The 20,586-nt window shown below is 65.6% G+C and carries 21 protein-coding genes; 16 read left to right on the forward strand and 5 right to left on the reverse strand.

What is annotated here, in order from left to right; genetic code table 11:
- The first annotated feature begins 89 nt into the window (after positions 1-89).
- Together M2319_RS03890 and M2319_RS03895 are read left to right on the forward strand one after the other, a co-directional pair.
- Complete coding sequence (locus M2319_RS03890) at positions 90-428, forward strand: response regulator (protein ID WP_264600126.1); 339 nt, start codon at positions 90-92, stop codon at positions 426-428.
- A 290-nt stretch (positions 429-718) separates the two neighbouring features.
- A complete protein-coding gene (locus M2319_RS03895; RefSeq protein WP_264600127.1) occupies positions 719-1,432 on the forward strand; it encodes a helix-turn-helix domain-containing protein in 714 nt (237 codons plus the stop codon).
- A gap of 115 nt (positions 1,433-1,547) precedes the next feature.
- Here M2319_RS03895 and M2319_RS03900 read toward each other — a convergent pair whose 3' ends face one another.
- Complete coding sequence (locus M2319_RS03900; protein ID WP_264600128.1) at positions 1,548-1,928, reverse strand: hypothetical protein; 381 nt, start codon at positions 1,926-1,928, stop codon at positions 1,548-1,550.
- Between the two features lie 193 nt (positions 1,929-2,121).
- A complete protein-coding gene (hemN, locus tag M2319_RS03905) occupies positions 2,122-3,471 on the reverse strand; it encodes an oxygen-independent coproporphyrinogen III oxidase (protein WP_264600129.1) in 1,350 nt (449 codons plus the stop codon).
- Positions 3,472-4,194: 723 nt separating this feature from the next.
- Here hemN and ccoN point away from each other — a divergent pair.
- The 8 genes from ccoN to ccoS all read left to right on the forward strand — a co-directional run bounded on the left by ccoN (position 4,195) and on the right by ccoS (position 12,359).
- Complete coding sequence (gene ccoN / locus M2319_RS03910) at positions 4,195-5,847, forward strand: cytochrome-c oxidase, cbb3-type subunit I (protein ID WP_264600130.1); 1,653 nt, start codon at positions 4,195-4,197, stop codon at positions 5,845-5,847.
- Positions 5,848-5,859: 12 nt separating this feature from the next.
- Positions 5,860-6,594: a cytochrome-c oxidase, cbb3-type subunit II gene (ccoO, locus tag M2319_RS03915; RefSeq protein ID WP_264600131.1), complete on the forward strand. Its 735-nt coding sequence runs from the start codon at positions 5,860-5,862 to the stop codon at positions 6,592-6,594.
- A gap of 10 nt (positions 6,595-6,604) precedes the next feature.
- Complete coding sequence (locus M2319_RS03920) at positions 6,605-6,751, forward strand: cbb3-type cytochrome c oxidase subunit 3 (RefSeq protein ID WP_264600132.1); 147 nt, start codon at positions 6,605-6,607, stop codon at positions 6,749-6,751.
- A gap of 3 nt (positions 6,752-6,754) precedes the next feature.
- Positions 6,755-7,648, forward strand: a complete 894-nt coding sequence (ccoP, locus tag M2319_RS03925; RefSeq protein WP_264600133.1) for a cytochrome-c oxidase, cbb3-type subunit III — start codon at positions 6,755-6,757, stop codon at positions 7,646-7,648.
- Between the two features lie 38 nt (positions 7,649-7,686).
- Positions 7,687-9,138, forward strand: a complete 1,452-nt coding sequence (gene ccoG, locus M2319_RS03930; RefSeq protein WP_264600134.1) for a cytochrome c oxidase accessory protein CcoG — start codon at positions 7,687-7,689, stop codon at positions 9,136-9,138.
- Between the two features lie 107 nt (positions 9,139-9,245).
- Entirely contained in the window at positions 9,246-9,743 is a 498-nt protein-coding gene (locus M2319_RS03935; RefSeq protein ID WP_264600135.1) for a FixH family protein, read from the forward strand.
- 70 nt (positions 9,744-9,813) lie between these two features.
- Entirely contained in the window at positions 9,814-12,066 is a 2,253-nt protein-coding gene (locus M2319_RS03940) for a heavy metal translocating P-type ATPase (RefSeq protein WP_264600136.1), read from the forward strand.
- A 128-nt stretch (positions 12,067-12,194) separates the two neighbouring features.
- On the forward strand, positions 12,195-12,359 hold the full coding sequence (gene ccoS / locus M2319_RS03945) for a cbb3-type cytochrome oxidase assembly protein CcoS (RefSeq protein ID WP_264600137.1): 165 nt from the start codon (positions 12,195-12,197) through the stop codon (positions 12,357-12,359).
- Between the two features lie 469 nt (positions 12,360-12,828).
- On the opposite strand, the gene hemA is transcribed toward ccoS, so the two are convergent.
- Positions 12,829-14,100: a 5-aminolevulinate synthase gene (gene hemA, locus M2319_RS03950; protein WP_264600138.1), complete on the reverse strand. Its 1,272-nt coding sequence runs from the start codon at positions 14,098-14,100 to the stop codon at positions 12,829-12,831.
- 346 nt (positions 14,101-14,446) lie between these two features.
- The gene (locus M2319_RS03955; protein ID WP_264600139.1) at positions 14,447-14,983 is read right to left on the reverse strand and encodes a DUF3617 domain-containing protein; all 537 of its coding nucleotides are present in this window, start codon (positions 14,981-14,983) and stop codon (positions 14,447-14,449) included.
- A 201-nt stretch (positions 14,984-15,184) separates the two neighbouring features.
- On the opposite strand from M2319_RS03955, the gene M2319_RS03960 reads away from it, so the two are divergent.
- Positions 15,185-15,910 (forward strand): Crp/Fnr family transcriptional regulator, encoded by a 726-nt coding sequence (locus M2319_RS03960; protein WP_264600140.1) that lies wholly within the window; start codon positions 15,185-15,187, stop codon positions 15,908-15,910.
- A gap of 12 nt (positions 15,911-15,922) precedes the next feature.
- Here M2319_RS03960 and M2319_RS03965 read toward each other — a convergent pair whose 3' ends face one another.
- A complete protein-coding gene (locus M2319_RS03965; RefSeq protein WP_264600141.1) occupies positions 15,923-17,170 on the reverse strand; it encodes an NnrS family protein in 1,248 nt (415 codons plus the stop codon).
- A gap of 243 nt (positions 17,171-17,413) precedes the next feature.
- Between M2319_RS03965 and M2319_RS03970 the strand changes: the two genes are divergently transcribed.
- The 5 genes from M2319_RS03970 to M2319_RS03990 all read left to right on the forward strand — a co-directional run bounded on the left by M2319_RS03970 (position 17,414) and on the right by M2319_RS03990 (position 20,529).
- On the forward strand, positions 17,414-17,827 hold the full coding sequence (locus M2319_RS03970; RefSeq protein WP_264600142.1) for a bacteriohemerythrin: 414 nt from the start codon (positions 17,414-17,416) through the stop codon (positions 17,825-17,827).
- A gap of 317 nt (positions 17,828-18,144) precedes the next feature.
- Positions 18,145-18,732, forward strand: a complete 588-nt coding sequence (locus M2319_RS03975; protein ID WP_264600143.1) for an SCO family protein — start codon at positions 18,145-18,147, stop codon at positions 18,730-18,732.
- A complete protein-coding gene (locus M2319_RS03980) occupies positions 18,729-19,262 on the forward strand; it encodes a DUF3421 domain-containing protein (RefSeq protein ID WP_264600144.1) in 534 nt (177 codons plus the stop codon). The genes M2319_RS03975 and M2319_RS03980 overlap by 4 nt, the downstream gene beginning before the upstream one ends.
- Positions 19,263-19,303: 41 nt before the next feature.
- Positions 19,304-19,945 carry an SCO family protein gene (locus M2319_RS03985; protein WP_264600145.1) on the forward strand — a complete coding sequence of 214 codons (642 nt, stop codon included), beginning with the start codon at positions 19,304-19,306 and terminating at the stop codon, positions 19,943-19,945.
- Entirely contained in the window at positions 19,942-20,529 is a 588-nt protein-coding gene (locus M2319_RS03990; RefSeq protein WP_264600146.1) for a TlpA family protein disulfide reductase, read from the forward strand. The genes M2319_RS03985 and M2319_RS03990 overlap by 4 nt, the downstream gene beginning before the upstream one ends.
- Positions 20,530-20,586: the final 57 nt, after the last annotated feature.

Here is a 20,586-nt window from a genome sequence, read left to right on the forward strand (position 1 = left end):
ACCGAATGGTGTTTCGCCTTTCGTCGTAGGAGTCTGCCCCGACGTTCCCTGCGGTGCCCCGCGGCCCGCGCCCATTGCAGGAAGTCGACGTGGCGATTTACATCCTTGAGGACGATCCGGGCGTTTCCGATTCCCTGTCCGTGTTCCTGGAACAGCTCGGCTATGACGTCACCGTGTTTGCCGACGCGGAATCGTTCTTCCGCCGCGAGCCGCCGACGGAGACCGACACGGTCATCGTCGATCTCGGCCTTCCCGGCATCAAGGGAACCGAAGCGATCCGCTGGATCAACGGCCTCGTCACCCGGCCGAAGGTGCTGGTCATTTCCGGCCAGCCGCGCAACGAGATCGAGCGCCAGTTCAACGGCACGGAGGTGCCCGTGGTGCTGCGCAAGCCGCTGACCGAAGCGTCCCTCGTTCCCTGGCTCTGAGCGTGCCGCCGGGCTGCCGCGCGACGATATCTCGCATTCGACGGAAGTCGAAAAACGCCCCCATAAGTAGCTGAACCGATATGCTAACGCATTGCCTCGCCGTAGAATTTCGTCTCGACGGCGGGCGGGTCCGGACAAGCTGCGGCAAAGCGGCGGGATGGACCGGATTTGAGCGTCGTCAATGCAGAACGGGCAAAGGACGGAAAACGCCCGTTCGGAACTGACAGCATGGGTTCGCTCCGGGTCGTCGCCGCCAAGGCGTGGCATGCGGGCGGACGAGGAGGACAAAAATGGCTTATCTCCACAACGAGATAAGAAACGAGACCCATCTCGTACCCGGCCTTCCTGTCGACGGGGAGCAGGCATGGTCGGACTTCATGAATTCGGTCAACACCAAGATCTGCCGTTTCGCCCAGCACGACGTCATCTTCTACGAGGGTGACATGGCCGACCGCGTCTTCGAAATCGTCGAGGGCGCCGTCATGCTCTACAAGCTGCTGCCGGACGGCCGCCGCCAGGTGGTGGAGATGCTCGGGCCCCAGGCCCTGTTCGGCATCCCGGCCCACGGCATCTACGACTGCGCGGCCGAGACCCTGGTGCCGACCGTGCTGCGCTCGCTGCGCCGCCGCGACCTTGAGGAACAGATGGACCTGCAGCAGCACATCACCCGCTGCCTCTTGTCCCAGATGGAGCGCCTGCACGACCACGCCGTGCTGCTCGGCCGCAAGTCGGCGACAGAGCGCGTCGCCAGCTTCCTGTTCCGCTTCGTCGCCAACCGCGGCGGCGTCGGCTGCACCGGTCCCGCCAAGGGCGAGACCGACGAGGAGACCGTGCGCCTCAACATGACGCGCCAGGAGATCGCCGACTTCCTCGGCCTGACCATCGAGACGGTCAGCCGGGTCTTTTCCGACATGAAGCGCCGCGGCGTCATCTGCATCGAAAAGACCGACCAGATCCGCATCAACAACGTCTGCGGCCTCTGCCACCTGACCGGCGCGCACTGACGGGTCGCCAACCGACACCCGACCGACCTGCCACCGGTGGGCCTTGAAACGCAAACGCCGCGCTTGCCAGCCGAGCGCGGCGGTTTTCGTTCTGCGCCGATGGGGGTGCACGGTCCTATCGGTTGCGGGCGGTTTCGAGCAGGCGTCTGACGTCGGCCTGGGTCTCGACGAGGTGCTGGCGATAGCCGAGCAAGGTGATGGACGATCGGTATCCGTAAGGGGCCATGCTCGGAATCGGCGGATAGGGGCCCGCTACCCGCTTCGCGTTCACCCAGATGGGGGTGTTCCCGCCGCCCGTCACGACCACCAGCGACGTCAGCGTCTCGCCGACCTTGGCGGCAACGTCGTTCGGGGCTTCCGTCACCAGGTTCATGATGCCCCAGTCGATGCGGCAGTTTGCGGCCGCGTGCTCTCCCTGGAGCGTGCGTCGAATGCGGATGACAGCGAGAGGATCAATCTCCGCAGCGGATCCGTCCGGGGCGGTGAATCGCAGCATGGGGACAGCCTTCGCCCGTTATCCTGTTCCATATACAATGCTGGATTAATGTTTTCGGAAATACAACTAAAAATACCATGACCACGACGGTCATCATCACGGTCGGCACGCTCCGATCTCCAGGTGCCGATAAGCAAAACGCCGCGCTTTGGCCGAGCGCGGCGCTTTCTTTTCGGGAACGTACGGTCTGCCGTCAGACGGCGACGGAGTGCCGGGCCTTGTTGGCGGCGAAATAGGTGTCGAAGGCGGCGGCGGCGACGCGCACATAGGGGCGGCCGGCCGGGCGCACGGTGACGTGGTAGCCGTCGACGTCGACGAGGCCGTCGGCGACCAGCTCGTCGAGCTGCTCCAGGGACTCGTGGAATTCGGCCGGGTCGCGGTCGAAGTGCCGGGCGATCTCGGTCAGGTTCACGTCGTAGACGGTCATCAACTGCTCGATAATGGCGGCACGCGCGCGATCGTCTTCCGAGAGCGCCTTGCCGCGCACGATCGGCGGCATGCCCGCATCGACCGCCCGCTTCCAGCCGCCGATGTCCGGCGCGTTCTGGGCATAGCCCTGGGGCAGCTTGCCGATGGAGGAGACACCGAAGCCGATCAGCGCGTCGGCGCCGTCGGTGGTGTAGCCCTGGAAATTGCGGTGCAGCTTGCCCTCGCGGTCGGCGATCGCCATGGAGTCGTCATTGTGGGCGAAATGATCGAGCCCGATGGCGTGGTAGCCGATCGACTTCAGGGCGTCGCGCGCGGCGGTCGCCAGCTCCAGCCGCATCTCCACGCCCGGCAGGTCGGCCTCGTTGATCAGCCGCTGGTGCTTCTTCATCCACGGCACATGGGCATAGCCGAAGAGGGCGAGCCGGCTCGGCTGCAGCGCTGCGGCCGCCTCGGCCGTCTCGCGCATGGTCTCCACGGTCTGCTTCGGCAGCCCGTACATCAGGTCCAGATTGATGGCGTTGATGCCGTTTGCCTTCAGCGCGGCAACGGAATCCAGCACGTTTTCCTTCGGCTGGATGCGCCCGATCGCTTCCTGAACGTCATAGGAGAAGTCCTGGACGCCGAGGCTTGCCCGGGTAATGCCGCACTCGCCGAGGGTTTTCGCCAGCTCCGGCGTCACCGTGCGCGGATCGAGCTCGATGGCGTGCTCCAGATTGTCGGCGAGCGAGAACCCCTTTTGCAGCGCCTCGACCACATCGCGGAAGGCGCGGTCGGGCAAAAGGCTCGGCGTGCCGCCGCCCCAGTGGATGTGGCTGACCGGCAGGCCGCCCGGCACCATGGCGCTGATCATGGCGATCTCGCGCACCAGCACCTCCGCATAGTCGTAAAGCGGAGCGTCCTTGTGTGTCACCTTGGTGTGACAGCCGCAGTAGTGGCACATCTCCCGGCAGAACGGCACGTGAAGATAGAGTGACAGTTCGGTGTCGGCGGGCAGCGCCCTGAGCCAGCCGGCATAGACCTCCCCGGTCACTTCCGGGCCGAAATGCGGCGCCGTCGGATAGGAGGTGTAGCGCGGCACGGAGCGGGTCGCGTAGCGTTCGGTGATGGTGTCCATGGATACGATCTAATCTCTTGCCGTCTCGAGCTTCCTTGATCCCTGTCAAATTCTATAGACATCTGCCGCCCGATCAACTGCGGCGAATAGGGTCTTTATACAGCAACCGCCGGCGCAGGAACCACGGCCGGCCGGCTTGCCGAACGGCCGGGGAAACGCCTCCGGCAGACCCGTTACGATGTCGCAGGCCGATTTTCGAAGCATTCTAAAACGAGAACAATAGTCAACACCCAGAGTCCACTTTTAGGGCTTTTCGGGCGGAATTTTGCGTCCCATTGATATATGTTCTGGGAACCCCTTCAATCCATCAACAGCGCTGATATGTCCCTCGAACTGCAACACAATGACGCAGGTACAAATACCGTCAAGCCCATGTGTTGACGGCTTTTTCGCGGATAGACGGGAAAAATGCGCCATCGTATATTAGAATTAATTGATATTTCTCAATGCTTTGGAAGCAGTCCAGTTCTAACTCTGGCCTGTCCGGCGCCTCTTATCGGACCGTCCTGGAAAGGGCTATCCACTTGATTGAATTACGCTTGAAGTCCCGGAGCCCTTGTATGATCATATGCCACCCGTCGAATGGCTGAATCGGCTGGGGCAGCGACATATTGATATAGATCAAAGCGGTGCCGTGGGGTTCATCCATAGGTAACCGTGGTGACCAACGGGCCCAATTCGGGGTCCGGTGGATGAAACTCAAACCATACTTAGGGCGGAACGATGGCTCGATCTGCTGAGGCAAAAAAACTGACGCTGGAGGAAGGCTTTTATGCCGTGTTCCTCGCGGCGTTGGCACTACTGTGCCTGGTAATCGCTGGCAAGGCGGTCGATCAGGTAATGGCGTTTCACGCCGCCGTCGGCGTCGTTTTTGCGGCGCTGGGCGTATTCTTGGTTTTCCGCGGCTACTCCGCACGGTCGGGCAATCCCGTGCGCGAGATCGACGGCAGGCCGAACTACAACTACGGTCCCATCAAGTTCGCGGTCATTGCGGCCCTGTTCTGGGGCGTGGCCGGTTTTCTGGTCGGCGACTACATCGCCTGGGAGCTCGCCTTCCCGGCCTTGAACCTTGATTTCCCGCTGACCAACTTCGGGCGCCTGCGCCCGCTGCACACCTCCGCGGTGATCTTCGCATTCGGCGGCAACGTGCTCCTGGCGACCTCGTTCTACGTCGTCCAGCGCACCAGCCAGGCCCGCATGCCGGGCATCGTCACCCCCTGGTTCGTCATCCTCGGCTACAACGCCTTCATCGTCATCGCCGGCACGGGCTACCTGCTCGGCGTGACCCAGTCGAAGGAATATGCCGAGCCGGAATGGTACGCCGACCTCTGGCTGACCGTGGTCTGGGTCGTCTACCTGCTGGTCTATCTGGCCACCCTGTGGCGCCGCAAGGACTCTCACATCTACGTGGCGAACTGGTTCTATCTCGCCTTCATCATCACCATCGCGATGCTGCACCTTGGCAACAACGTCACCGTTCCGGTGTCGATGTTCGGCTCCAAGTCCTACATCGCCTGGGCCGGCGTCCAGGACGCCATGACCCAGTGGTGGTACGGCCACAACGCCGTCGGCTTCTTCCTGACGTCGGGCTTCCTGGCCATCATGTACTACTTCATCCCGAAGCGCGTGAACCGGCCGGTCTATTCCTACCGGCTGTCCATCGTGCACTTCTGGGCGCTGACCTTCGTCTACATCTGGGCCGGTCCGCACCACCTGCACTACACGGCTCTGCCGCAATGGGCCTCGACCCTCGGCATGGTCTTCTCGATCGTCCTGTGGATGCCGAGCTGGGGCGGCATGATCAACGGTCTGATGACGCTCTCGGGCGCCTGGGACAAGCTCAGGACCGATCCGGTCGTGCGCATGCTGGTCGTCTCGGTCGCCTTCTACGGCATGTCGACCTTCGAGGGTCCGATGATGTCGATCCGGGCGGTCAACCAGCTCTCGCACTACACGGACTGGACCATCGGCCACGTGCACTCCGGTGCCCTCGGCTGGGTCGGCTTCATCTCCTTCGGTGCGATCTACTGCCTGGTGCCCTGGCTCTGGGGCCGCAAGGGCGTCTATTCGCTGAAGCTTGTCTCCTGGCACTTCTGGGTCGCCACCATCGGCATCGTCCTCTACATCACGGCGATGTGGGTGTCCGGCATCCTGCAGGGCCTGATGTGGCGGGCGTACACCAGCCTCGGCTTCCTCGAATACTCGTTCATCGAGACGGTCGCGGCCATGCACCCGTTCTACGTCATTCGTGCGATTGGCGGCATCCTGTTCCTGCTCGGTGCCCTGATCATGGTCTACAACGTCTACATGACCATCCGCCACGGCGAGGCTGAGGAACCCTCAACCGCCGCCGCGCGTCCGGTTGCAGCCGAATAGGAGGTCAAGACCATGGCAAACAGGCACGAAATCCTCGAGAAGAACTCGATCCTCCTGTCGGTCGCCATCCTCGTGGTGGTTGCCGTCGGCGGCCTTGTCGAAATCGTCCCGCTTTATTACCTGAAGTCGACGATCGAGAAGGTCGAAGGGGTGCGCCCCTACTCGCCGCTGGAACTGGCCGGCCGCAACATCTACATCCGCGAGGGCTGCTACAACTGCCACTCGCAGATGATCCGCCCCTTGCGTGACGAGATCGAACGCTACGGTCACTTCTCGCTCGCCGCGGAATCGATGTACGACCATCCCTTCCAGTGGGGATCGAAGCGCACCGGCCCGGACCTTGCCCGCATCGGCGGCAAGTACTCCGATGAATGGCACCGCGAGCACCTGAAGGCGCCGCGCAATCTGGTGCCGGAATCGGTGATGCCCGGATATCCGTTCCTGGCCTCGGCCAGTCTGGAGGTTCCGAACATCAAGGGCCACCTGGAAACCAACGCCATCGTCGGCGTGCCGTATTCGGCCGACCAGATCGAGAACGCGGAAGCGGATCTCGCCATCCAGGCCAATCCGGAAGCCGACGGCGTCGATGCGTTCCTGGAACGTTACCCGAAGGCGGTTGTCCGTGACTTCGACGGCAATCCGAACGAGGTGACCGAAATGGACGCCCTCATCGCCTATCTGCAGATGCTTGGTACGCTGGTCGATTTCTCGACATACAGCTACGAAGACCAGGCCAACATGAGATAGGAGCGACAGGATGTATGAACAACTCGCTTCCTTCGCGCAGACGTGGGGACTCGTCTATTTCGTTATCCTTTTTGCGGCGGTCCTCGTCTATGCGCTGTGGCCGAGCAACGGCAAGCGTTTCCGCGATGCCGCCCGCATCCCCCTTCGGGAGGACTGATCCATGGCTAACCACAACAAGCACATCGACGAGGCGACCGGTACCGAGACCACCGGTCACGAATGGGACGGCCTGCAGGAGCTGAACACGCCGCTCCCGCGCTGGTGGGTGATGGTGTTCTACGCCACCATCATCTGGGCCATCGGCTACACCATCCTGATGCCGGCCTGGCCGCTGGTGTCGAGCTATACCACCGGCTTCCTCGGCGCCTCGCAGCGGTCTCAGGCGATCGCCGCCCACAACGCGGCGGTCGAGAGCCGGTCGGCGGCCGGCAGTGGCCTGGTCGATGCCTCGCTTGAGGAGATCCAGGGCAACCAGGGCCTCCTGGAGTTCGCCATGGCCAACGGCCGGGCGGCCTTCGGCGACAACTGCGCGCCCTGCCACGGCACCGGTGCCACCGGCGCCAAGGGCTATCCGAACCTCAACGACGATGCCTGGCTGTGGGGCGGTTCGCTCGACGCGATCCACACCACGATCCAGCACGGCATCCGCGGCGAGGATGACGACACCCGCGAGTCTCCCGTTGCCTATGCCATCGGCATGCAGGCCTGGGGCGACGACGGGCTCCTCAATGAGCAGCAGATCCGCAACGTCTCCAACTATGTCGTGTCGCTGTCCGGCGGCGCGACCGAGAGCGGTGCCGATCTGGAAGCCGGCAAGACCGTCTTCGAAGAGAACTGCGCCGCCTGCCACGGCGAGGAAGGCAAGGGAAGCCAGGATCTCGGCGCCCCGAACCTTACCGACAAGATCTGGCTTTACGGCGGCGATGTCGACACGGTTGTCGAAACCGTCACCCACGGCCGCAAGGGCGTGATGCCGGCATGGTCCGGTCGTCTCGATCCCGTGACCATCAAGTCCCTTGCGGTGTACGTACACAGCCTCGGCGGCGGCGTCTGATCGCCGTCGAGACTCCAAACGCGAAGGGCGGAGTTTAAATGAGAGCAGATACCCAGGGCGGCGGCGGCGGTCAGTCACCACTTTATGCCGCCGCCAAGAAGGTCTACCCGCAGGCGGTCAAGGGAACATTCCGCAACATCCGCTGGGCGGTCCTCATCATCACCCTGGGTATCTACTACCTTCTGCCCTTCGTGCGTTGGGACCGCGGCCCCAACGCCCCGGATCAGGCGGTCCTGGTCGATCTGCCGGGCCGCCGCTTCTATTTCTTCTGGATCGAGATCTGGCCGCAGGAAGTCTACTACTTCACCGGCCTCCTGATCATCGCGGCGATGACGCTGTTCCTGATGAACGCCATCGCCGGCCGCGTCTGGTGCGGCTATCTCTGCTGGCAGACGGTCTGGACCGATCTCTTCTACGCCGTGGAGCGCCTGATCGAAGGTGACCGCCGCGACCGGATGAAGCTCGACAAGAACCGCTGGACCGGCGAGTGGATCCTGGAAAAGGTCTCCAAGCACACGATCTGGCTGTTGATCGCCTGGTGGACCGGCGGCGCCTGGGTGCTCTATTTCGCCGACGCGCCGACGCTGGTGAAAGACCTGGCGACCGGCCAGGCGCCCTTTGCCGCATATATGTTCATCGGCATCCTGACGTTCACCACCTACGTCTTTGCCGGCTTCATGCGCGAGCAGGTGTGCATCTACATGTGCCCGTGGCCGCGCATCCAGGCGGCGCTCACCGACGAGCACGCCCTCAACGTCACCTACCGCTACGATCGCGGCGAGCCGCGCGCCTCCGTCAAGCAGGCCGACAAGCTGCGCAAGGCGGGCGAGCAGGTCGGCGACTGCATCGACTGCAACCAGTGCGTCGCGGTCTGCCCGACCGGCGTCGACATCCGCAAGGGCCTGCAGCTCGGCTGCATCCAGTGCGGCCTGTGCATCGATGCCTGTAACACGGTGATGGACAAGGTCGGCCGCGAGGGCAATTTGATCGCCTATGACACCGACATCAACATCCAACGCCGCATGGAAGGCAAGGAACCGGTGTTCAAGCCGATCCGCGCCCGCACCATGGTCTACGTCGTCATGATCGCGCTGGTCGGCGCGCTGATGACCTTCACGCTGGCGACACGGTCGTTCGAGGGCCTCAACGTCCTGCACGACCGTAACCCGCTTTACGTCCAGCTTTCCGACGGCGGCGTGCGCAACGGCTACACCATCCGTATCCTCAACAAGCGCACGGAAGAGCGCGTCTTCGTCTTGTCCGTGGAAGGCATGCCGAAGGGCACGACGCTGCAGGCCGTCGGCATTACCGAGACGGCCGCCGGCGATCCTGTGATCCCGATCGGCCCGGACCAGACCCGCGAGTTGCGCGTGCTGGTCAACGCCGATAGTAGTGCCAATCTCGGCAAGTCGGTGCCGATCGCCTTCCGCATCACCGATACCGGATCGGGCGAGTCGGTGAAGACGGAGGACTACTTCAAGGGTCCGTAGGCATCTCCCGACAGACGGCGCGCCGGCCCCGAAAGGGGCCGGACGGCCGGCGGCCGGAGCAGTTTCGGGCCGCCGGCGAAAATTTTTGAAAAACGGAGCAGAGGCAAATGGAGGCAACCGGACGTAAACCGTTCACCGGGCGTCATGTTCTGATCAGCCTGATCGCCTTTTTCGGCGTCATGCTGGTGGCCAATTTCGCGCTGCTCTATTTCGCCCTGACGAGCTGGAGCGGCCTTGAGGTCCCCAGTTCCTACGAGGCCGGCCAGGTCTTCAACGAGGAACTCGCCGTCGCCCACCAGCAGGAGGCGCGCGGCTGGAAGATGGACGTCGCCGCCGACCGCGCTTCAGACGGCACCGTCGCCGTCAGGCTGACGGCCCGGGACAAGTTCGGCCAGGCGCTGCAGAACCTTTCCTTCACCGGACGGTTTTCGCGCCCCGTAAAGCGCGCCGACGACGTCACCTTCGCCATGGAGGAGACGGTCCCCGGCACCTATGAGGCGACCGTCGCCGATGTCGGGCCCGGCCAGTGGGACATCATCGTCGAGGCGAACGAGAACGGCGAACGGGTCTTCCGCTCGCGCAACCGGGTCGTCTACCAGCCTTGACCGCGCGCGGCGCAAGGAGCACGCTTGCCGCCGCAGGTCCGGGCGCCAAAGCCCTGGTGAGAGGCGCGCCATGAACACGCATTTTCGGGAATGGTCGGCCTTTGCGACGCCGGTGCGCGAGGGCGTCGTACATATGGACCTTGCCGTCGAAGGCGTCCATTGCGCCGCCTGCATGCCGACCATCGAGCGCGGCCTGATGCGGCTTGATGGGGTCACCCACGCCCGCCTCAACCTGACCACCCACCGGCTCGCGGTGGAATGGCAGACCGAAAAGACCGACGCCGACGCCATCGTCACCATGATCGAGCGGCTCGGCTACCGCGCCCACCCGTTCGATCCCGGCCGGATCAGCGAGGAGGAGGACGCCCATTCCAAGCTCCTGCTGCGCTGCCTGGCGGTGACCGGCTTTGCCGCCATGAACATCATGCTGCTGTCGATCTCGGTATGGTCCGGCAACGCCTCCGACATCACGCCGGAGACGCGCGACTTCTTCCACTGGATCTCCGCGGTGATCGCGCTTCCCGCCGCCGCCTATGCCGGCCGGCCGTTCTATGCCAGCGCGTTCCGGGCCGTTCGCGCCGGCAACCTCAACATGGACGTGCCGATCACGCTCGGCGTCATGCTGGCGCTCGGCCTCTCCGTCCTGCAGACCTTCCAGGGTGCGGAGGACGCCTATTTCGACTCCGCGATCATGCTGCTGTTCTTCCTGCTGATCGGCCGCTTTCTCGACCAGAACATGCGCCGGCGCACCCGCTCCTTCGCGGAGAACCTGGCAACGCTCCGCTCCGAGACCGCGATCCGCCGCGCCGCCGACGGCACGCTGCGCGAGGTCCCGGTCTCGCGCATCGATCCGGGCGACGTCGTGCTGGTGCGCGCCGGCGAGCGGGTCGGCGTCGACGGCGTCGTCATTTCCGGCGCCTCGGAGATCGACCAGAGCCTCGTCACCGGCGAGACCGCGCTCGCCGCCATCAAGAAGGGCGACCGGGTCTATGCCGGCACCCTCAACGGCTCCGGCGCGCTGGACGTCCGGGTCACGGCCGCCGCCTCCGGAACGCTGCTCGACGAGGTCACCAAGCTGATCGAGGCCGCGGCCCAGGCCAAATCCCGCTACGTCCGCCTCGCCGACCGCGCCGCCGCCCTTTATGCGCCGCTGGTCCATGGCGCCGCGCTCCTCACCTTCCTTGCCTGGTGGGCGCTCGGCATCGGCTGGCAGCCCTCGCTGGTGATCGCGATCTCCGTTCTCATCATCACCTGCCCCTGCGCCCTGGCGCTTGCCATTCCGGCAGTGCAGGTCGTTGCCAGCGGCGTCCTCTTCAAGCGCGGCGTGCTGCTCCATTCCGGCGATACGCTGGAGCGCCTTGCCGCCGCCGACACCATCGTCTTCGACAAGACCGGCACGCTGACCCTGCCGGTGCCGGCCATCGTCAATACCGGGTCCCATCCGCAAAAGGTCTTTGCCATGGCCGGCCGGCTGGCCCTGTCGAGCCGCCATCCGCTGGCGACTGCTCTTTCCCGCGCGGCCGGTGCCGAACGGCCGCTCGAGGCCGCCCGCGAGGTCGCCGGCGCCGGCGTCGAGGCAACGGTCGACGGCACGATCCACCGGCTCGGCAGCCCGCGCTTCTGCGACGTGCCGGACGGGCAGCTCGAAGCGTTCCTGAAGGCCCACCCGGCCGCCTCGGTGATCGCCTACCGGGAGGGCGACGAAGACGCCCATCTCTTTGCCCTGGAACAGACGCTCAGGACCGACGCAGCGACGACGGTCGCACGGCTGCGCAAGGCCGGCTACGAGCTGGAAATCCTTTCCGGCGACCGCGACGCGGCCGTCAACGAGGTCGCCGACCGGCTCGCGATTCCGACCCGCCGCGGCGGTCTCGACCCGGCCGGCAAGATCGCCCGGCTGGAGGAACTGAAGGCCGCGGGCCGCACGGTGCTGATGGTCGGCGACGGCCTCAACGACGCTCCTGCGCTCGCTGCCGCCCATGTGTCCATGTCGCCGGTCACCGCGGTGCACCTCAGCCAGGCCGCCGCCGACAGTGTCTTTCTCGGCGATCGCCTTGAGCCGGTCGCCGCCGCCCTGGAGCTGTCGCGCCGCGCCCGCCGCGTCATGCACCAGAACCTTGGCGCGGCCGCCATCTACAACATGATCGCCGTGCCGTTCGCCGTTGCCGGCTTCGTGACGCCGCTCCTTGCCGCGCTCGCCATGTCGTTCTCCTCGATCGTCGTCACCACCAACGCGCTGCGGCTGAGGTTCGGCAATGACGGCACCCGCGATTTCGAGCCCCAGCGCCCGGTCGCCTGCCCGGTGCCGGCGCAAGAGGCGTGAGGCCGGCCGGCGAGAGGCCGGCAGACGTGGGCCGCCCGCGGTGGCGCCGCACGCCGCGACGGCCCATATGACGAACAGACGGGCGATGCGGTGCGCACCGCAACGCCCTGGTACCGAAAGGACAGAGCATGCACGTCCTTATCTATCTGATCCCGATCGCCCTCATGCTGAGCCTGATCGCGCTCTTCGGCTTCTTGTGGGCGCTACGCTCCGGCCAGTTCGACGACCTCGACGGCGCCGCCTGGCGCATCCTCCAGGACGACGACCTGCCGGAAGAGGACCGGCGGCAGTAACGGGCGAGGGCAGGGACACCGGCGTTTCAGGACGCATGGAATAACCGCCGTCATCGCGAGGAGGCCGTGAGGCCGACGCGGCGATCCAGAGGCCATTTGCTCAGAGCACGCAGCCTCTGGATTGCCGCACTCGCTTCGCTCGTTCGCAATGACGTTCGCGGTTTCTTTGGCTCGCTGCGCCACACCCTCTCCCCGTCACTCCGGGCCTGACCCGGAGGCCAATGCCCCTGTCCACACGGTATGCTCGTTGGCGCGCGGCGACGTCCTGCCAGGGGCCGGGCTGGGCTACCGTTCCGATAGGGGCATTGGGTACCGGGTCTGCGCTTCGCTCCGCCCGGCATGACGGGGAGAGGAGATTGCGATGCGCGCGATGATGAGGGCCGTGTCGTCGAGCACCCGCCCAAAAAAATCGGCGCGGCCCCGGAAAGGCCGCGCCGTACGCACCGGCAGCGGGGAATGTCGGCCTCGATCAGCCCCCGGCCGCCGGAAAGATCTCCATCTTGCGCCTGACGGGCTCAGCGGCGCTTTCCGGCGTCTCGCGCACCAGGCCGATCTCGTCCCAGACCGCGCAGAGCGCGTCCCGAAGGTGCTCGATGAGCGCGTCGTCGTGGAACGGCGTCGGCGTGATGCGGAGCCGCTCCGTGCCGCGCGGCACGGTCGGGTAGTTGATCGGCTGGATGTAGATGTCGTGCTTCTCAAGCAAGAGGTCGCTCGCCCGCTTGCACTTTTCCGGATCGGCGACGAGCACCGGCACGATATGGGTCTCGGACGGCATCACCGGCAGGCCGGCGGCCTTCAGCACGTCCTTGGTCCGCTGCGCCTGGCGCTGCTGGCCCTCGCGCTCCGCCGAGGAGGTCTTCAGGTGCCGGATCGAGGCGGTTGCCGCGGCGCAAAGGCCGGGCGGCAGGGCGGTGGTGAAGATGAAGCCCGGCGCGTAGGAGCGCACCGCGTCGACCACAGCCTCGCTTGCGGTGATGTAGCCGCCGAGGACGCCGAATGCCTTGGCAAGCGTGCCCTCGATGACGTCGATGCGGTCCATCAGGCCCTCGCGCTCGGCAATGCCGCCGCCGCGCGGGCCGTACATGCCGACCGCATGGACCTCGTCGATATAGGTCATGGCGCCGTATTTCTCGGCGAGATCGCAGATGCGCTCGATCGGCCCAATGTCGCCGTCCATGGAATAGACGGACTCAAAGACGATCAGCTTCGCCCGTTCCGTGCCGGCCTCCTTCAGCAGCGCTTCCAGGTGGTCCATGTCGTTGTGGCGGAAGATCTTCTTGTGGGCGCCGGAGCGCCGGATGCCCTCGATCATGGAGGCGTGGTTGAGCTGGTCGGAGAGGATCAGGCAGTCCGGCAGCAGCCGGGCGATGGTCGAGATCGCAGCTTCGTTCGAAACGAACCCGGAGGTGAAGACGAGGGCCGCTTCCTTGTGGTGCAGGTCGGCGAGCTCATGCTCGAGCGCGACCAGCGGATGGTTGGTGCCGGAGATGTTGCGGGTGCCGCCGGCGCCGGCGCCCATGCGCCCGACCGTGTTGCGCATGGCGTCCGTGACGTCCGGGTGCTGGCCCATGCCGAGATAGTCGTTCGAGCACCACACGGTGATTTCGCGCTGGTCGATGCCGTTGTGCCAGATGGCGCGGGGAAAGCGGCCGGCGATGCGCTCCAGTTCGGCGAACACCCGATACCGCTTTTCGTCCTTCAGCGCATCGACCGCGCCCGCAAAGATCTCGTTGTATTTCATGTGCCTGTCCTGTCCTGCCCCTCCGAGGACACCCTGTTTCGGCCGGTTCTAGCGCGCCTGGCCTAAGGAATGCCTTCATTAATTTAACACATTCGAATTTATGAAGGCTATCCCGGTTGCCGCCATGGGACAGATTGCCCGGCGAAGCGGCATCCGACTTTCGCCTTTTCCGTCTCCACAATGATATTGGAAAAGTTCCAAACTGTTCGCTTTGACCAAGGTCAAGCGGCCGCGAAGCCCGGCGGGACGCGGCGATGCCGGTGTATACAGAAATGCCGCAAATCCGCCGGTTCCGGCCGCAAGGGGGCAGGAAGGCGCAAACTGTCGCAGGCCGTTAACGATCCCGTTACCGAGAAAACGAAACCTTTAAAGAGGAAAAGCTCTGTCCGGTGGCAACGTCCGTTTCCACCGCCTCGATGGTGAAGCCGCTGCCCTCAGGCGTGATCGTCACCACGCCCCGGGAGGTGACGTTCTGGCGGCTGTCGTAGCGCACGGTCTTGAGCCGCAAGGTGTTGCCGGCGAGCGCGCCGCTGGAGGTGGCGGTGCCGTCGCCGTCGCCGGTGGAAATGAACCGGCCGGTGAAGAGCCGCGTGTCGGGATTGTAGGAGAGCGACCCGGCGATCTTGGCCTTTCCTTGCGCGCCCGCGCAGGCGCCCGAATTGGAGATCTTGCGGCCGCTGTCGGAAAGCGCGCTCTCGATCCGGCAGATGATCGCCTCCGGCTCCGATTCCACCTTGGTCTGCGCGGTGCCGCGCCCCTGCCAGGCGCCGGCGATCGCGGCAAGGAAATCCGTGCCGGCATCGGCCAGGGCGGGCGAGGCGATGCCTGCCGTCATGAGGAGCCCGGCGGCCGGGCCAAGAATACGGCGAAACAGGGTGCGCATGCGGGACCTCTCGCAAAGCTGGGGCAGGGGGATCGCCCCCCGCGGTTCCGTTGCCTTCGATATAAACGGCCCCAGCAATGTGGCAAGGTGTTGGTGGCTGCCGCCGCCGGGTGCCTCCGGCCGAGACATTTGCCGGCGAGGTGTATATCGTGGCGCCGGCGATCGGGAGAAACGCGGCGCCGGCAGGCAGGGGCAGTCGACATGGCCAGGGGCATCAGCGAAGCCGACTATGCGCTGATCCGGAAAACGCCGCTCTTCAGCGGCATTTCCGGGGTGCAGTTCGATGCCGTCCTCAGCGATGCCGCAACCAAGACCATATCGCGCGGCGAGACGTTGTTCCTCCAGGGCGATCCGGCCGAGGCCCTGTTCGTGGTGCTGGAAGGCTGGGTCAAGCTCTACCGGGTGACGCCGGCCGGCGACGAGGCCGTTGTCCACGTCTTCACCGACGGCCAGAGCTTTGCCGAGGCGGCGGCCTTTACCGGCGGCGTCTATCCGGTCTCGGCAGAGGCGGTCACCGACGGGCGCCTCCTCCACATTCCGGTGGCGCGCCTCTTTGACCGGGTCCGGGCCGAGCCGGAGATCGGCTTTGCGCTCCTTGCCTCGACCTCGCTGCATCTGCACACGCTGGTGCAGCAGATCGAGGCGCTGAAGGCCCAGACCGGCGCCCAGCGCGTTGCCGAATTCCTCGTTGGCCTGTGCAAGGACCGCGACGCGGCGGGCCGGCGCACCATCGTGCTGCCCTATGACAAGGCGCTGATCGCCGGCCGCCTCGGCATGAAGCCGGAGAGCCTGTCGCGGGCGTTCCAGCGCCTGCGCGACTACGGGGTGCGCATCGCCAGCAACAAGGCCGAGATCGCCGACATCGAGACCCTGCGCCGCCTGGTCGACGAGGAACGGGCGAGCGTCCGCCAGCGCCACCATTCCTGAATTCGGATCTGCTCAGGGCGCAGTAGGCTGGGCGTGCGGCGTCTCCGGCAGCACCCGCGGCCGGGTCAGGATCGGAAAATAGATCAGCCCGAAAAGCGCAAAGCCGAAGATCCAGAAGCCACCGGAGATGAAGATCGGCGTGTAGTAGTCGTCGGGCAGCACGGCCGGCCCGAAAGTGCGGGTCACGGCGGCAAGGGCGATCGCGACATAGGCAAGGGCGATGGCCGGCGCCGCGGCGAGCTGGCGCCCGGTATGGCCGAGCGCGATCCGCGTCATGATCGCCAGCGACATCAACCCGAGGGCGCCGATGCCGAGGAAATGCCAGGCCGCGATCTCGTCGACGGCATCGAAGAGCAGCGACGCGGCGATGGTGGCGTAGCCGACGACGAGCAGCAGGAACGCAAGGTGGAGGCTCCAGGTCAGCGGGTCGTGGAGCGCCCGTAGCCCCTGCCAGCGCGAAAGCCTTCCGGCGTTGAAGACGGCGGCCGCCGCTGCCGCGAGCCCGCTCCAAAGCGCCGGCGCGTCGAGCGCGATCAGCAGCGCAAAGACGAGGCCGGCGGTGATCGCGGCCTGCCCGAGCCGGGGCGTGACCACCGGCAGCCGGTCTCCCTTGCCCGCGCGGATCAGGGAATTGCGCGTGAACGCCGGCGTCACCCGGCCGCCGACGATGGCGATCTTGACGGAGATGAGCGCGATGCCGGCGCGGATGCCGAGTTCGGCGCCGCTGTCGGCAAGCCCGGTCCATTCCAGGTGCACCATGAGATTGGCAAGGAACAGCCCGGTCGTCAGCACCAGGAAGAGGAGATTGCGCGGCTTGGGATCGTGCGACAGCATCATCGCCAGCCAGATCGTCAGCGCGGGAAAAAACAGGAGATCGATGCCGGCAACGACGGTGGCCGGCACCAGGGCGGAGAACCAGACGGCAACGCGCCCGGCCAGCCACAGGCCGGACAGAGCCAGGAGCGTCGTCGGCTTGGTGCCGGGCTGGCCGGTCCAGCTCGGAACGGCGGTGGTCAGGAACCCGGCGAGCGTTGCCCCGGCATAGCCGAACAGCATCTCGTGCCCATGCCAGAGATGCGGCGCGACGGCGATCGTCGGCTCCGGCACCATGCCGTTGAGGGCGTGGATCGCCAGCCAGGCGAGCCAGGCGCCGATGCCGGCGAGCGCGATAAGGCCCGCCAGCAGGAAGAACACGCGAAAGCCGCCGCGAAAGACGATCGGCAGGGCATCGGTCCGAAGGGTGGCGGTGTCGTCCGGCATGGGAGAGGGGGACTCCTGGGAAAGGCGGCAGGGTAGTCGTCACCGCTGCCGGCCGCAATGCGCACCGGGCGGCGTTTTCGGCACGTGCCTGTCCGTTGCCGGGACGGCCCGCGCCGGTTGCCATAACAATCGAGTGAGGTCCACAATCCCTTGACTTTGGTCAAGGAGAGGACCTGACGATCGGGCGATTTTGCGTTATAGGGCGGCGCTTCTGGCGTCGCTACCTTCTGTGGAGCAAGGATCATGGTCGCAAAACCCCCGTCCTCGATGGCCGCGTCGATCGCGGTGGCGACCGGTGATGCGATCATCGATGCCGACCATGTCGCCTTCGAGGTGCTGATCGACGAGGCCGCCGCTGCGGACGATGCCAGGCTCGGTGCCGCCCTCAAGCGCCTGCGCCGGCACCTGGTGGAACATTTCGAGCAGGAAGACGTGATGATGGCCGAAACGCGGTTTCCCGCGGCGGGCTTCCATCGCGGCGACCACGAAAAGGTGCTGGCCCGGATCGATCGCGCCATTGCCGACAATGCCGGGGGCAATCCGCGTGCGGTCCGCACCTTCCTGGAAGACGAGCTTCCCGTCTGGTTCGTCGGCCATGTGGCGACCCTCGACGCCGTCACCGTGCATTGGGCAAGGACCGGCGTTCTGGGGTTCTGACGACCCCGAGGGCCGGCGCGCCGCACCGCCCAGATCCCTCCGGATCGCGTGCCCCGTGTCCGGCGATCGGGCGTGCGCGCGCGCCGGCCGGTTGGCTCGCCAGTTTTGCCGTCGATCCCCAGGGCCGGCTTGCCGGCCCGTTTTTGCTGTCAATCCCCAGGGCCGGCTTGCCGGCCCGTTTTTGCTGTCAATCAATGACGCGAGGGGAAAACCGGAGTAGGAGAGACTGAATATATTCCCGGTCGGCGATCCGTTCGCCTGCGGGAAACCGACCCGTTCAAAAGCAACAATAAATGAGGCATGCGATGCGGGCTCGAATGCGGACGATCGGCCTGATGGTCGCCGGCGCCCTTGCCGTCACCATCGTCGCCGTCCTTATCGGACTTGGCCTCGGCCTTGGCGAGCGCGAGGAAGGGCCTGCGATCGGTGGGCCGTTCCACTTCACCGACGAGACGGGCAAGGTGGTGAGCGATGCCGATTTCGCCGGCCGCTACATGCTCGTCTTCTTCGGCTACACCCATTGCCCGGACATCTGCCCGACGGCGCTGGTGACGGTTGCCGAGGCCTTCGAGGGCCTGCCGCCGGAGATGGCCGACGAGGTGCGGGCGGTCTTCATCTCGGTCGATCCGGAGCGCGATTCGCCTCAGGTGCTGGCCGAGTTCACCGATGCCTTCCACGAAAACATCATCGGCCTGACGGGCACGCGCGAGGAGATCGACAGCGCCGTTGCCGCCTACAACGCGTCCTACACGATCGTGAAATCGGAAGATCCGGAATTCTATCCTGTCGATCACTCGTCCTTGATCTATCTTATGGACCGCAAGGGCCGGTATGTGACCCATTTCACCCACCGCACGCCCGCGGAAAAGATCACCGAAACCCTGAAGGCCGAATTGCAGGAATGAGAACGACCCGATCCCGCCACCTCGCCGGCGCGCTCCTTGCCGCAATGGTCCTGTCCGCCGCCGCGCCGGCCGGGGCATCCTGGGAGGCGCCGAAGTCCACCGGCGACTATGTCTGGCGCGCCGTGCGCGGCGATGAGTTCCTGAAGGACGCGTTTTCCGCAACGCCGGACGGCACGACGCCGGTCCATATCTGCCGTGTGCACAATTACCGCGACGTCCTCATCGGCTATCTCGACAACTGGCTCTGCCAGGTCGGCGGCGACGGCATGAGCCGGCCCTACAGCATCTTCCTGACGCTGATTACGGCGCCGGCGGGGGCCCACTGGCAAAAGCCGGAGGGCGACGAGGTGCCGGCCGGGGCGCTGGAGCTGAACGAGGGCTACGGCCCGCCGACCTATGCCTGCCGCGTCACCTATGAGGGCAAGACCGTGGTCGGCATGGTCCGCGAGAACATCTGCTCGGCCGGCTATGTCGACGGCGAGCTGCGCTCCGACGACTACGAGGTTCTGGTCGGGGGCGGCTCCAAGTGAGCGGCGTTCCGACCCTTGGGAATGAAGAAAGGAGAACGCCGATGTCGGATCATCAAAGGCGTCTTGTGACGGCGAGTATGGTCGCCGGTGCCGCGCTTCTGGCCGCGATGGCCGTGCTGCCCGCCGCCCCGGCCGATGCCGCAACGGTGGTCGTGCGCGAGGCGGACAAGACGGAGGCGGCGCCGGAGCGCCGCGCCTTCGTCATGACGGACACGAAAGGGCGCATGTTCACCGACCAGGACATGCTCGGCTCCTTCGCGCTGATCTACTTCGGCTACACCTCCTGTCCCGACGTCTGTCCGACGAGCCTGCAGACCGTCGCCATGGCGCTGGACGAACTCGGCGACGACGCCGACCGGCTGAAGGCGATCTTCGTCTCGGTCGATCCGGAGCGCGACACGCCGGAGGTCATGCGCCAGTACATCAGCATGTTCGACGAGCGCATCATCGGCCTGACCGGTCCCAAGCCCTTCATCGACTCCATGGTCGCCGCCTATAACGTGAAATACGAGATCGGCGAGATCGATCCGGAGCGCCCGAAGGACTACCTCGTCGACCACTCCGCCTCGATCGCCTTCGTCGGCCCGGACGGCAAGCTGATCACCCGCTTCGGCTACGGCATGACGTCGGAGCAGATCGCGGAACGCATCCGCGACATCATCTCAAAGACGACAGTCAATTGAGCGCAACCCATCCAGGTCCGCTGTCGACGCCGTCGACGGGCGTGTTGTTGCGCCTTGTCATCGTCGCGGCGATCCTCGCTCTCACGCTGACCGTGGCCTTGGCCGAACGGCTGGCCGGGCCCCTCGACCGGCTGAAAACGGCCGACCCGCGAACGCCGGTCGCCGATCTCGTGCTCGAAACGGGAGAGGGCGGCACGACGCGGTTTTCCGACTTCCGCGGCAAGCTGCTCGTCGTCAATGTCTGGGCGACCTGGTGCGCGCCGTGCCGCAAGGAAATGCCCGCGCTGGCGCGCCTGCACGGTTTTCTGGAAGGTGAGGACGTCGAGGTGCTGCCGGTCGCGGTCGACCGCGAGGGTGTGGCGGCGGCAAAGCAGTTCTTTGCCGCCAACGACATTGCCGGCCTGCCGCTGCTGGCGGCGCCCGCCAAGGAGGTCGTCGCCGCCTTCGGCGAGGACCGGCTGCCCTATACGGTGCTGATCGACAGGAAAGGCCGGGAGTTCGCCCGCCTCGTCGGCCCGGCCGCCTGGGACGACACCGAATTCGCCATCCTCATCCGCACCATGGCCCGCAGCGCCGACGAATAGTCAGCCGCGTTGGTGTGGCAGTGCAGGGGGCCACACCCTCTCCGTCATCGCGAGCGA

It is taken from the genome of Rhodobium gokarnense (assembly GCF_025961475.1).
Classification (GTDB): domain Bacteria; phylum Pseudomonadota; class Alphaproteobacteria; order Rhizobiales; family Rhodobiaceae; genus Rhodobium; species Rhodobium gokarnense.